This window comes from Cryobacterium sp. PAMC25264 (assembly GCF_019443325.1).
Lineage (GTDB): Bacteria > Actinomycetota > Actinomycetes > Actinomycetales > Microbacteriaceae > Cryobacterium.
On sequence record NZ_CP080383.1, the window covers coordinates 103,652 to 116,476 of the forward strand.

Below are 12,825 nucleotides of genomic sequence, written 5' to 3' on the forward strand. Positions count from 1 at the left end.
CACAAGGTGGCAACTCACGACGGACGAAGTTGCTGACTTGCCAGAAGAGGCCTCTTCACGGCGCTGAAGGGGCCTCAAGTGGCAACTCAGTCCCGGCGGACCGGGGGATGGGCTCGCCGAGATGCCGAAAAGTGCCCCTTCAGGCACGCTGAGGGGGCACTTTTCGGCAACTCGCGGGCACTCCGCGTGGGCGCCTAGACGAGAAGCTGGTGCTTGGCCAGGTCGCGGTAGAGCGGCGTGGAGGCGACCAGTTCGGAGTGGGTGCCGGTGCCCACGACCTCGCCGTGGTCGAGCACCACGATCTGGTCGGAGTCGACGACGGTGGAGAGTCGGTGTGCGATCACGATCAGGGTGCGGTCCACGGCCACCGCGTCGATGGCCTCCCGCATCAGCTGCTCGTTCATACCGTCCAAGCTCGAGGTGGACTCGTCGAGCAGAAGGATCGGCGGCGCCGCGAGCAGCGCGCGGGCGATCGCCAGGCGCTGGCGCTCGCCGCCGGAGAGCTTGACGCCGTCCTCACCTACGGCGGCGGCCAGGCCGGCGGGGTCGCGGTCGAGCACCTCGCCGAGGTTCACGGCGTGCAGCACGGCCACGCACTGCTCGTCGGTGGCGTCGGGCGTGGCCAGGGTGAGGTTGTCGCGCAGCGACCCGGCGAGCACCGGAGCGTCCTGCTCCACATAGCCGATTTGGCTGCGCAGGTCGGCGCGGTCCAGGCTGCGGATGTCGAGGCCGCCGAGCCGCACCACGCCCGAGTCGGCGTCATAGAATCGCTCGATCAGCGCGAGGATCGTGCTCTTGCCGGCGCCCGAAGGCCCGACCAGGGCGGTACGCAGGCCCCGCGGGGCGGTGAAGGACACGCCGCGCAGTACGGGTTGGCGTTCGGCGGTGGGCGCCGACGCCTCCGTCCCCCGGCGAGGGCAGTGCTGCCCAGCGACCCGTCTTCGGCCGCGAGCATGGCCCCGGCCGCGGTGGCCGGAGCCAGAGCGCCGGGAATGACGGTGGCGAGCGGCTCGCCGGTGACGGCATCCGTCGTGGCGGCCACGGTGGGTGCGTAGTGGAAGCGCACGTCCTCGAACGAGATCGCCGGCGCCTGCGGGTTGACGCGCGCGTTCGCGGCGCCCACCACGATCGCCAGCGGGGCGATGTCGCGATCGAATTGGTCTTCGCTGGGCAGGTCGATGATCTCCTGGATGCGCCCGAGCGCGCCGAGCGCCGAGTTGATCGAGGTGATCGCCCCGAAGAACTGGCCCAGCGGCATGATCATCATGAACAGGAACAGGATGAACGCGACGAGGTTGGCAACCGTGATGCTTCCGTCGGCGACACGGAAGCCGCCCACTCCGAGCACGACGAGCAGCGACACCTGCAGGGCAATACCGGCGATCGGCACGACCAGGGCGGAGATCTTGGCGACCTTGATGCCCATCTGCCAGGCGCCCTCGGCGTCCTTCTCCACCACGGTGATCTCCCGGGCGGTGGCGTTCGCGGCGCGCACCGTGCGCACCGCGCTGATGGCGCGTTCCACGCTCGCGGCGAGGTCGCCGACCTTGGTCTGCGCGGCGAGGCTGGCCGTGCGGATGCGCTGGCTGAGCAGCACGACGGTGACCACCGAGACGCCGATCACGAGCACGGTCAGGCCCAGTAGTACCGGGTCGATGATGAGCATCGCGATGAGGGCGCCGATGAAGGTGAGGGAGCCGCCGATGGCCTCGACGGCGCCCTGGGTGAGCACGGCGCGCAGCAGGGTGGTGTCCGAGCTCACCCGGGAGACGAGGTCGCCGGTGCGGCGGGCGTCGAACTGGCTGATCGGCAGGTTGAGCATCCGCCCGATCAGGCGTTTGCGGCTGGAGAGCACCACGCCCTCGCCGGTGCGCTGCAGCAGGTAGTGCTGGTAGCCGCTGATCAACGCCGAGACGACGACAAGGGCAACGAGCGCGCCGACGATGCCGTCCAGCGGGTCGTTGGCCTGGACACGGGTGATGACCTGGCTCACGAGCAGCGGCTGGGCCAGGCTGGCGGCTGCGCCGAGCACGCTGAGCACCACGACCACGCTGAGTACGGCCTTGTGTTCGAAGAGGTAGGGCAACAGCTGGCTGAAGGATGCGCGCGGGCCCTCGACGGGTGCACCGCGCCGGCCCATCCGGGAACGGGGCTTGCCTGCGGGGGTCTCGGACGAAGCGGTGCCGGGGGTAGTCGTACTCACCACTCGAGCTTAACCGCCATCCAGGTGCGCGAAAGCGGCCAGGTGGCTGCCTCAGCGAACTGAGGCAGCACCATGACCGCTTCTGCGAACCTGGGCGGGTGCCCCTTAACGGTCCAGGTCGAGGTCGCGGGTTTCGCGGCTGAGGAACAGCGCCACCAGGGTGATCAGGCCCATCACCGAGAGGTACATGCCCACCCAGAACGGGCTGCCCCCGCCGAGGGTCCACAGCCACACGGCGATGAACGGCGCCACGGCTGCGCCGAGGATCGAGCTCATGTTGTACGCGAAGGCCGAGCCGGTGTAGCGCACATTGGTGGGGAACAGCTCGGGCAGCAGGGCGCCCATCGGGCCGAACGTCATGCCCATCAGGGTGAAGCCCAGGATCAGGAACACCATCACGCCGATGAACCCGGCGCCCAGTAGCGGCACGAAGAGGAACCCGAACACCACGATGCCCGCGGTCACCCAGAGCAGCGTGCGGCGACGGCCGAACCGGTCGGCCCAGGGCCCGGAGGCGAGGGTGAAGATGCCGAAGAACACCACACCGGCGATCATCATGAGCACGAACGTCGTGTAGCTGTAGCCGAGGCCGGCCACCGGCGCATCCGTTGCGGCACGGCCGTAGCTCAGGCTGAAGGTGGTCATCAGGTAGAACAGCACGTAGGTGGCCAGCATGATGAACGTGCCCAGGATGAGTTCGCGCCAGTTGGTCTTGAACACCGCGGCGAGCGGCAGCTTGGCCACCTTCTTGGTGGTGACGATCTTGGTGAACGAGTCGCTCTCCACCAGGCGCAGGCGCACCCACAGGCCGATGATCACCATGACGGCGCTGAATAGGAACGGAATCCGCCAGGCCCACTCGAGGAACGCGTCGGACGGCCGGGTCGGGTCGTCGGAAGGCAGCAGCAGCGCGATGAGGAGGAACAGGCCGTTGGCGATGATGAAACCGAGCGGGGCACCCACCTGCGGGAAGGTGCCGTACCAGGCGCGCTTGCCCTTCGGCGCGTTCTCGGTGGCCACCAGGGCCGCACCGCTCCACTCGCCGCCGAGTGCGAAGCCCTGCGCGAGACGGAGAACCACCAGCATGGCCGGGGCGAACCAGCCCACCATCGAGTAGGTCGGCAGCACGCCGATCAGGAACGTTGCGATACCCATCGTGAGCAGCGCGCCGACGAGGGTGGCCTTGCGGCCCTTCCGGTCGCCGAAGTGGCCGAAGAACAGGGCGCCCAACGGGCGGGCCACCATGGCGGCGCCGAACACCGCGAACGAGGCCAGCAGGGCCGCGGTCTCGTTGCCGGTGGGGAAGAAGAGGTGCGGGAAGACGAGGACCGCCGCGGTGGCGTAGACGTAGAAGTCGTAGAACTCGATGGTGGTGCCGATAAGGCTGGCCAGGATGACGCGGCTGCGCGGATTCGCGGGCGCTGGGGCGGCGGAGGTGACCGCCGCGGTGGATGCAGACATGGGAAAAGGCGCTTTCACAAGGGGAGATGGCTGGGCTGGCGTTCGGCGCGCGGCGGCGGTCAGTCGACTGGGGCGAACGTGAGGCGGTGCAATAAGAAGAGGGCCGCTTGTGGCGGCCCTGATTCACCCTACATTCCGGTGGTGACGGCCGACGAATCCCCCGCGGGCGCCGGCGAGGCCAGCCGGGGCAGGGCGACCGTGACGTGGGTGCCGGTGCGGCCGTCGGACTGCAGGTCCACTGTGCCGCCGAGCCGGTCGACCAGTCCCTTGGTCAGCGGCAGGCCGAGACCGGTGCCCGGCAGCGACTCGGCGCTGGCCGACCGGTAGAACCTGTCGAAGACCCGCTCCACGTCGGACGACGGAATGCCGATGCCGTTGTCGCTCACCGTGAGCAGTACCCCGTCGGCATCGCCGGAACAGCCCACCCACACCTGCCCGTGCGTCGGCGTGAACTTGACGGCGTTGCCGACCAGGTTGGTCAGCACCCGGCGAACGTCGGATGCCGAGCTCTGCAAGGTCAGCGTTCCATCCCCGAACTCGGCGGTCAGGGTGATGCCGGCGCTGTGCGCCTGCGGGGCCAGCTCCTCGACGCACTCGGTGACCAGGGTGCGCAAGTCGATGGGTCCGACCGGACCGGCGTCCGAGCGCAGGCTCATGCTGGAGAGATCAAGCAGGTTCTCCACCAGCTGAGCCAGCCTGTGCGAGTTGCGCACGACCACCCTGGTGAATCGGGCCTGTTCGGCCGTGAGCTCGGTGTCTTCGAGCTCCTCGGCGTAGCCCAGAATGCTGGTGATGGGGGTGCGGAGCTCGTGGCTGACCGAGGAGACGAAATCGTCCTTCTGGCGGTTCAGATCGCGGAGGGCCTGCACCACCTCCCGCTCGCGTTGGAGCAGGGTGTCGCGCTGGGCGAGCTCGGCGGCGAGCAGTAGCACCGAGATGGCGTAGGTGACGAGGAACAGGTGCACGAGGGAGCCCGTCGCGGCGGTGGCGGTGCCAGAGGCTCCGGTGAAATACCCGACGCCCAGCGAGGTGAATCCCGACGCCACCAGCGCCGTGCCACAGAGCTCCCACGCCACGACCCTGATCCCGAACCTGAACGCCGCCCAGGTGAGCAGGGGAAGGATGAGGAACGAGAGCGGTAGCGAGCGGCCGGGACCGTACGCCACGCCGAGCACCAGCATCACGGAGCCGACCTGGATTAGGAGCTCCAGGGTACGTTCCGGCCGCACCCGGCGGCCATTCGTGAGCGCCAGCGGCACGAGGGAGAACACGGCGAAGGCGTGGGAGGGAAACGCGGCCAGCAGCACGTCGCCGAAGGAGGCGCCCGTGAGCAGTGCCAACGTGCCGGCGGCCCCGACGCCCACGGCCAGGGCTCCGACGAGTGCGGCGATAGTGAAGCGCAGCACGTCGGGCACGGTGTCGAGCCCGGTCGGCCGGTCGCGCCTGACGAACACCGCCGTGAACAGCGCGACCTCCAGCGCATTGGCCAGACCGAAGCCGAGGGCCACGGCCAGCGGGCGGCCGCCGACGAGGTTGGAGGCGACAGAGACAGCGCCCACCAGGATGGCGACCAGCCAACGTTCGGCCCCCCGGGACAGACACACGGCGAGCACTCCCGCGGCCGCGGCCGGCCACCAGACGGCAACCGCGCTGGCCGAGGCCGGTGCCGACAGCGCGGCCAGCCCGAGAAGGTACGCCACGAGCAGCAGCGCACCGATGGCGGCGTACCGCCAGTAGCGGGGCGCATTCCAGAGGAATGCGACGAGATTGTTCACCGGCGTGGTGTCCCCCTGTGAGCTGTGACCGCGACGCGATTGGATAATGTCAACGTAGCGCGTCGTACGCCCCGTTCGGGGCGCGGCGCGAATGTTGCCGGTCGAGTGGGGGGAGAGTACGGATGGCGCACATTCTGATCGTGGAGGACGACGAGGATGTCCGGGCGCTGATCGTGCACAAGCTGCGCCGCGCCGGACACGAGGTGTCCGAGGCCGGTGACGGGCAGGATGGGCTGGAGGCGGCGCTTACCAGCGTGCCTGACCTGGTGGTGCTGGATTGGATGATGCCCAAGCTCACCGGGGTGGAGGTCTGCGCCCAGATCCGTGCCGACACCACCCTGACCCAGCCGTGCATCCTGCTGCTCACGGCCAAGTCTCAGGACAGCGACATCGCCCAGGCGATGGCGGCCGGGGCCAACGGGTACCTGATCAAGCCCTTCCGGGCCAACGACCTGCTCGAACGCGTCGAGGCCTTGCTGGCACCCCACTAGCCATTCCGCGCTCGTTCCCACCTCGTCGGTCGAGCTCGTCGAGACCAGGTGAGTGTTGTCGTGAACGTGTGCGGGTCGCGGGATCTCGACGGGCTCGATCAACGTGTGGGGCGCGCCCGTGCCGGTGGTCGAGGGTGTCGAGACCCGATGGGCTACCGGTCGCGCAGGGCTTTGAGCACGAGAGCCGTGGACAGAGCCGCCGTCGCGGCCTCTTCACCCTTATCCTCCTTCGAGCCGGACAGGCCGGCCCGGTCCAGGCCCTGCTGCTCGTCGTCGAGGGTGAGCACGCCGAAGCCCACGGGCTTGCCCGTGTCCAGGGCCACGCGGGTGAGGCCATCCGTCGCCGCCGCGGACACGTACTCGAAGTGCGGGGTGCCGCCGCGGATGATCACCCCGAGCGCCACCACCGCGTCGGCGCCAGAGTCCAGCGCCACCTTGCTCGCCACGGGCAGCTCGAAGCTGCCGGGAACGCGCACGAGGGAGAACGTCGCCCCGGATGCTTCGAGCACCCGGGTGGCCCCGGCGATGAGGCCGTCGGTGATCACGTCGTGCCAGCGGCCGGCGATGATGACGACCTCCAGTCCGGTGCCGTCGACGGTGATGTCGGGGGAGCCTGCTCCACTCATAGTGCGAGTCCTTTCACGATCTGGTGTGCTGAGATTTCATGGCCCATGCGGTCACGCTTGGCCGCCAGGTAGTCCTCGTTGTGGCTGCCGACACCCACCACGAGCGGCACCCGCTCGGTGACCGTCACGCCGTGCACCTCGAGCTGGCGCACCTTCTCGGGGTTGTTGGTGAGCAGGCGCACGGAGCTCAGGCCGAGCTCATCGAGGATGGCGGTGGCCGCGCCGTAGTCGCGGGAATCGGCCGGCAGTCCCAGTGCGAGGTTCGCGTCGAGGGTGTCCAGGCCGTCCTCCTGCAACTTGTAGGCGCGCAGCTTGTTGATCAGCCCGATGCCGCGGCCCTCCTGGCCGCGCAGGTACACGACCACGCCACCCTCCCGGTCGATGGTGTCCAGGGCGGCCTGCAGCTGCGGCCCGCACTCGCATTTCAGCGAGCCGAAGGCCTCGCCGGTGAGGCACTCGGAATGCACGCGTACGAGAGCGCCGTCGTGCGGGGTGCCCGAGACGATGGCCACGTGGTCGGCTCCGGTCATCCGGTCGCGGTACGCGCGGATTTTGAAGGCGCCGTGCGAGGTGGGCACCGTGGTCTCCACCTCGAAGTCCACCCGCGGCGACTCGCGGATGGGGCTGACCGAGGCGAGATCGTCGTCGCAGTGGAATTCCTGCAGGTAGTCGATGAGATCGGCGATGGTGATCACCGGGATGCCCTCGCGCTCGCCGAGCACGAGCAGTCCGGGCAACCGCATCATCTCGCCGTCCTCCGCGACGATCTCGCTGATCCCGGCGACGGGCACGAGGCCGGCCAGTTTCATCAGGTCCACGGCGGCCTCGGTGTGGCCGTCGCGTTCGCGCACGCCACCATCCATCGCACGCAGCGGCAGGATGTGGCCGGGCCGGTTGAGGCTGGTCGGGGTGGAAGCGGGGTCAGCGAGCACGCGCAGGGTGTGCGCCCGGTCGGCGGCGCTGATGCCCGTGCTGAGCCGGTCGGCGGCGTCGACGGTCACGGTGTAGTTGGTGCCGCGGGGGTCTTCGTTGTTGAGCACCATCACGGGCAGGTCGAGGGTGTCGGCGATGTCGTTGGTCATCGGCGCGCAGATGAACCCGGAGGAATGCCGTACCGTCCAGGCCAGCCACTCCTGGGTGGCCAGCTGGGCGGAGATGATCACGTCGCCCTCGTTCTCGCGCCCCTCGTCGTCGGCAACGATGACGGGTTTGCCGAGCCGGAGTGCCGCGAGTGCGGTGGGGATGTCGGCGAGGCTCATGAGGTGCTCCTTTGTACAACGGATGCTGCGGACGGCTCGGAAGGTTCGGATGCTGCAGGGGCTGCAGGGGCGGCCCGTTCGGCGGCGTTCGCGGCGAGGGCGAGCATCCGCTCGACGTGCCGGGCCAGGATGTCGGTCTCCAGGTTCACCCGGTCGCCGACCTCGAGCCCGCCCAGCGTCGTGGCGGCGAGGGTCTCGGGGATCAGCGACACTTCGAACCACTGCTCAGGCTCGGCCGCCGGGGAGATGTTGCTCACCGTGAGGGACACGCCGTCGATGGCGATGGAGCCCTTGTCCACCACGAGGGGTGCCAGGGCGGGGCTGAGCGTGAAGCGCACGACCCGCCACGCGTCGCCGGGCACGATGGCCAACACTGTGCCGGTACCGTCGATGTGGCCCTGCACGATATGACCGCCGAGCCGGCCGCCCACCAGGGCGGCCCGTTCCAGGTTCACCGCCGAGCCCTCGGTCGCGCCGGACAGCGTCGACATGGCCAGGGTCTGCGCCATCACGTCGGCGGTGAAGGTGTCGGGGGTCTGTTCCACCACGGTCAGGCACACGCCGTTCACCGAGATGGAGTCGCCGTGCCCGGCGCCGTCGACCACCAGCGGGCCGCGGATGGTGAGCCGGGCGGCGTCGTTGGTGTGCTCGATGTGCTCGATGCTGCCGAGCTCCTCAATGATTCCGGTGAACATGGCGGTCCTCTTCACTTCTCGCTGGCTATCACGGCGGGGATGGTCTGGTCGGTGGTGGTCTCGGTGGGAATGCTGCGGGCGACCAGCAGGATGTCGTCACCGAGCCGCACCAGGTCGTCGATCTGCAGCCGGCGTTGCCCGGAGATGCCCGTGACACCGATGTCGCCGAGGGCCAGCCGGTCGCCACCGAGGAGGGTGGGGGCCAGGTAGACCAGGTATTCGTCGACCAAGCCGGCCCGCACGAAAGCGCTGGCCAGGGTAGGACCGCCCTCCACGAACACCCGGCGGATGCCGCGCTCGCGCAGGGTGGCGAGCAGAGTGGCCACGTCGTGGCCGGACACGAACCACGGTGCGAGGGGATGCCGGTGCACCGCGGCGTCGGCCGGCACGGCCCGGTCGCCCACCACGACGGGTTGCGGCTGGTGCGCCAGCAGGGTCCCGTCACTGTCGCGGGCGGTGAGGCTCGGGTCGTCCGCCAGCGCGGTGCCGGTGCCCACGAGGATCGCGTCGGCCGCGGCTCGACGCTCGTGTACGTCTTGGCGCGCGAGAGGTCCGGTGATCCAACGGCTGCTGCCGTCGGCGGCCGCGGCGCGTCCGTCCAGGCTCGATGCCCACTTGAGCGTCACGAACGGGCGGCCGAGCCGGGCGGCGACCAGCCAGTCGGAGAGGAAGACCTCGACCTCGTCGGCGAGCAGCCCGCCGGTCACGTCCACGCCGGCCGCGCGCAAACGGTCGGCGCCGCCGGAGGAGTGCTGCCCGGGGTCCGTGACGGCGTAGACGACCCGGCCGATGCCGGCCTCGATCAGGGCGAGGGCGCAGGGGCCGGTGCGGCCGGTGTGGTTGCAGGGTTCGAGGGTGACGACGGCGGTGGCACCGCGGGCGGCGTCCGGGTCAAGGTGGGCGAGCGCATCCACTTCGGCATGAGGGGTGCCGGCACCACGGTGCCAGCCTTCGGCGATGACCTCGCCGGCTGGGCTGAGGATGACGCAGCCGACCCGGGGGTTGACGCCGGCGACCGGTCCGTTGCCCGCCAGTCGCAGGGCTCGGCGCATCGCGCTGCCGAGCGTGTGCTGCTGGTGCATTCCCTGTCCCGTCGTAGACGCTCCGGGAGGGGGTTTTCGCGTACGCGAAAGCCGTCGACGGTCCACAGACAACCGTCGATTCGCAGCTCCTCCCATCCGGACTTTAACCGTCGGTGCTGGAATTTCACCAGCTCAACCGGAACCCAAACAGCAGGATCCGGCTCGCGGACTTTCACCGCCGGTTCGGATTCTCACCGACCCCGGAGCACGTTTCTTCTATCAGTTATATCTCAACGCGCAGGGGGGTGGCGTATTCCCGGCCGACCTGGATGACGGTTTACGACGCTCAGGGGGTGGCGACGAGAGCCCGTGCGGTGCTTTCGTCCACGAAGAGATCGGTGATCAGACCGGCCTTGAGCGCACCGCGAAGGCTGGCCAGCTTCGCCGTCCCCGAGACCACGCAGAGTCGGCGCGGGGTCCTCCGCAGTACGCCGAAATCGGGGCCCGTACCACGTGCGTTCAGAAGGATGCCGTCGGTGGAGCCGTCCGCCCGGTAGAAGATGGTGGCCACATCGCCCACCACGCCCGCCCGGCTGAGCGAGGTGTAGTCGGCCTCCTCGAGGTAACCGCCCGCGTAGACGTGGCTGGGCACCTCGGAGAATGGTGAGCCGAGACCGAACAGGGCCACGTCCATCCGGGCCTGCATCTCGAGCAGCCGGCTGACGCTGCGTTCCCGCCAGAGCGCCTGCTTGGTGGCCGGGTTGTCGAAGAACGCCGGCACCGGAAACTGGTGCACGTGCGCCCCGAACGCGTAGCCGAACCGGCCGAGGATCTCGCTGGCGTAGCTGAGGCCCGTGGTGCGCATATTGCCGGCGCCGTTGAGCTGGATGATCTGCGAGTTGTGGGTCTGTTTGGGCGTCACATGGCGGCTGATGGCGTTCATCGTGGAGCCCCAGGCGATGCCCATCACCATGTTCGAGTCGAAGAACTGGCCGAGAATCCGTGCAACTGAGAGCGCCACACGTTCCAATCTGTCCACGTCCGTGGCGTGATCGGGCACCGGAACGACGTGCGCGGTGATCTGGAAACGCTCCGCGATGAGCAGCTCGAGGCGGCTCGGGGCGTCCAGTGGAGAGCGGATCTGGATGTCGACGAGGCCGGTCGCCCGAGCGTGGCTGAGCAGGCGGGACACCGAGGAACGGGAGGTATGCAGCTCGTGGGCGATGGCATCCATGGTCAGGTCCTGCATGTAATACAGGTGCGCCGCGGTGAGGGCATCCCGCACCCGATCGGACTGCGCTGACTCGTCGACGAGGCTCACAGCCCCTCCTTGCACGTTTGTTCACTCGGCTTGACCGGATGTGATTGATCTACTCAAGCTTGATTAATCCATATGGAGGGCCCCCGCGCAAACCCGGTTGGGCTTTCCGCACCAAACCGCACCAAGCAGTATCCGGTCGTCGGCTTGGTCGAATGACGAACAAAGGTAGTGAACAGTGCAGTCCAACCCCGTTTCCTCACCCGCCGACGCCGCCCGCGCCGCGCTCGCCGAGCGCCCTCAGGCGAAGGTGCTCATCATCGGTGCCGGCATCAACGGCATCGCCACCTTCCGCGACCTGGCACTGCAGGGTGTCGACGTGGCGATCGTCGATCGGGGCGACTACGTCTCCGGGGCATCCGCAGCGTCGTCGCACATGATCCACGGCGGCATCCGCTACCTGGAGAACGGCGAGTTCCGGCTGGTCAAGGAGTCCGTCACCGAGCGGAACGGCCTGCTCAAGATCGCCCCGCATTACGTGAAGCCGCTGCCGACGACGGTGCCGATGTTCTCGGCCCTCTCCGGGGTCCTCGCCGCTCCGCTGCGTTTCCTCACCCACAAGCAGGGCAAAGCGCAGGAGCGCGGCGCGCTGCTGATCAAGGTGGGCCTGGTGCTCTACGACTCCTTCTCCCGCGACGGCGGCTCGGTGCCCAAACACGAGTTCCACGGCCGCAAGAAGTCGCTGGCCCGGCTGCCACGGCTGAACCCCGGCCTCAAGTACACCGCCACCTATTACGACGCCTCTATGCACGACCCGGAGCGCCTCGCGCTCGACGTGCTCCGCGACGGCCTCGATGCCGGCCCGCACGCCCGCGCCGCCAACTACGTCGAAGCCGTGGGCATGGATGCCGACGGCGTGCGCCTCCGCAACACCAGCACCGGCGAGGAGTTCAGTTTCGCCGCCGACGTGGTCGTGAACACCTCGGGGCCGTGGACCGACCTGACCAACTCGGCGCTCGGCCAGGCCAGCACCTACATGGGCGGCACCAAGGGGTCGCACATCGTGCTCGACCACCCGGAGCTGCTCGAGGCCACCGGCGGCGGCGAGATCTTCTTCGAGAACAACGACGGCCGCATCGTGCTGATCTACCCGCTCGCCGGCCGGGTGCTCATCGGCACCACCGACCTCGAGCACGATATGAGCCAGCCGATCCGCACCACCGAAGAGGAGATCGACTACTTCTTCGACCTGGTCAAGCACGTGTTCCCCGACATCGAGGTGAACCGTTCGCACATCGTGTTCCGGTTCTCCGGCGTGCGCCCGCTGCCCCGGCACGACGACGAGGCCCCCGGCTTCGTCTCCCGCGACTACCGCATCGAGTCCAGCCCGCTGGGCTCGCGCTCCGGCACCCTGCTCAGCCTCGTCGGCGGCAAGTGGACCACCTTCCGGGCGCTGGCGGAACACCTCAGCGGCGACATCCTGGCCCTGCTCGGCCAGCCGCGCATCGTGTCCACCGTGGGTCTGGCCATCGGCGGCGGTAAGGGCTTCCCGGCCACTCCCGCCGCACTCACGGTGTGGCTCGCCGCCCACGGTGACGAGGTGGGCCGTGCCCGCGCCCAGCAGCTGCTCACCCGGTACGGCACCCGCGCCGCCGCGATCATCGACGTGCTCACCGAGCAGCCGGATGCTCCGCTGGAGCACAACCCGCTCTACTCCCGCCGGGAGATCGAGTACTTGGCCCGCGAAGAGTCCGTCACCCACCTGATCGACCTGCTGCTGCGGCGCACGAGCCTCGCCTTCGTCGGTGGGCTCAGCGTGCCCCTGCTCGAGGAACTCGCCGGGCTGCTCGCGCCGGTGCTCGGCTGGGACGCCGAGCGCACCGCCGCTGAAATCGAGCAGGCAGCCGCGGAACTCAACGAGGTACACGGCGTCGACCTCGCCGGGGCGGACACGGTGCCGTCGATCTAGTTCTTTTCGAGGGGGCGGAGGATTTCTCCGCCCCCCGCTACTGCACGACGGTGTGCGCTGATCTTT

The 12,825-nt window shown here is 69.0% G+C and carries 9 protein-coding genes, 1 pseudogene and 1 riboswitch; of the genes and pseudogenes, 2 read left to right on the forward strand and 8 right to left on the reverse strand.

The window, feature by feature from the left end; all coding sequences use genetic code 11:
• Positions 1-194: 194 nt before the first annotated feature.
• The 3 genes and pseudogenes from KY500_RS00450 to KY500_RS00460 form a co-directional block, all read right to left on the reverse strand.
• Positions 195-2,140: pseudogene (locus tag KY500_RS00450) on the reverse strand (ABC transporter ATP-binding protein).
• A 168-nt stretch (positions 2,141-2,308) separates the two neighbouring features.
• The gene (locus tag KY500_RS00455; protein ID WP_219901901.1) at positions 2,309-3,664 is read right to left on the reverse strand and encodes an MFS transporter; all 1,356 of its coding nucleotides are present in this window, start codon (positions 3,662-3,664) and stop codon (positions 2,309-2,311) included.
• A 128-nt stretch (positions 3,665-3,792) separates the two neighbouring features.
• Positions 3,793-5,439: an ATP-binding protein gene (locus tag KY500_RS00460; protein ID WP_219901902.1), complete on the reverse strand. Its 1,647-nt coding sequence runs from the start codon at positions 5,437-5,439 to the stop codon at positions 3,793-3,795.
• A 122-nt stretch (positions 5,440-5,561) separates the two neighbouring features.
• Between KY500_RS00460 and KY500_RS00465 the strand changes: the two genes are divergently transcribed.
• Entirely contained in the window at positions 5,562-5,930 is a 369-nt protein-coding gene (locus KY500_RS00465) for a response regulator transcription factor (protein WP_219901903.1), read from the forward strand.
• 152 nt (positions 5,931-6,082) lie between these two features.
• Here the strand turns inward: KY500_RS00465 and ribH are convergent, their stop codons facing one another.
• The 5 genes from ribH to KY500_RS00490 form a co-directional block, all read right to left on the reverse strand.
• Positions 6,083-6,556: a 6,7-dimethyl-8-ribityllumazine synthase gene (gene ribH / locus KY500_RS00470; RefSeq protein ID WP_219901904.1), complete on the reverse strand. Its 474-nt coding sequence runs from the start codon at positions 6,554-6,556 to the stop codon at positions 6,083-6,085.
• A complete protein-coding gene (gene ribA / locus KY500_RS00475) occupies positions 6,553-7,815 on the reverse strand; it encodes a GTP cyclohydrolase II (protein ID WP_219901905.1) in 1,263 nt (420 codons plus the stop codon). The genes ribH and ribA overlap by 4 nt, the downstream gene beginning before the upstream one ends.
• Complete coding sequence (locus tag KY500_RS00480; protein WP_219903211.1) at positions 7,812-8,510, reverse strand: riboflavin synthase; 699 nt, start codon at positions 8,508-8,510, stop codon at positions 7,812-7,814. Before KY500_RS00480 ends, ribA begins: the two co-directional genes overlap by 4 nt.
• A gap of 11 nt (positions 8,511-8,521) precedes the next feature.
• Positions 8,522-9,592 (reverse strand): bifunctional diaminohydroxyphosphoribosylaminopyrimidine deaminase/5-amino-6-(5-phosphoribosylamino)uracil reductase RibD, encoded by a 1,071-nt coding sequence (gene ribD / locus KY500_RS00485; RefSeq protein WP_255579617.1) that lies wholly within the window; start codon positions 9,590-9,592, stop codon positions 8,522-8,524.
• Between the two features lie 79 nt (positions 9,593-9,671).
• Positions 9,672-9,804: riboswitch (FMN riboswitch) on the reverse strand.
• Positions 9,805-9,878: 74 nt separating this feature from the next.
• The gene (locus tag KY500_RS00490; protein ID WP_255579618.1) at positions 9,879-10,853 is read right to left on the reverse strand and encodes a sugar-binding transcriptional regulator; all 975 of its coding nucleotides are present in this window, start codon (positions 10,851-10,853) and stop codon (positions 9,879-9,881) included.
• Between the two features lie 175 nt (positions 10,854-11,028).
• Between KY500_RS00490 and KY500_RS00495 the strand changes: the two genes are divergently transcribed.
• Positions 11,029-12,759, forward strand: a complete 1,731-nt coding sequence (locus KY500_RS00495; protein WP_219901906.1) for a glycerol-3-phosphate dehydrogenase/oxidase — start codon at positions 11,029-11,031, stop codon at positions 12,757-12,759.
• Positions 12,760-12,825 lie beyond the last annotated feature (66 nt).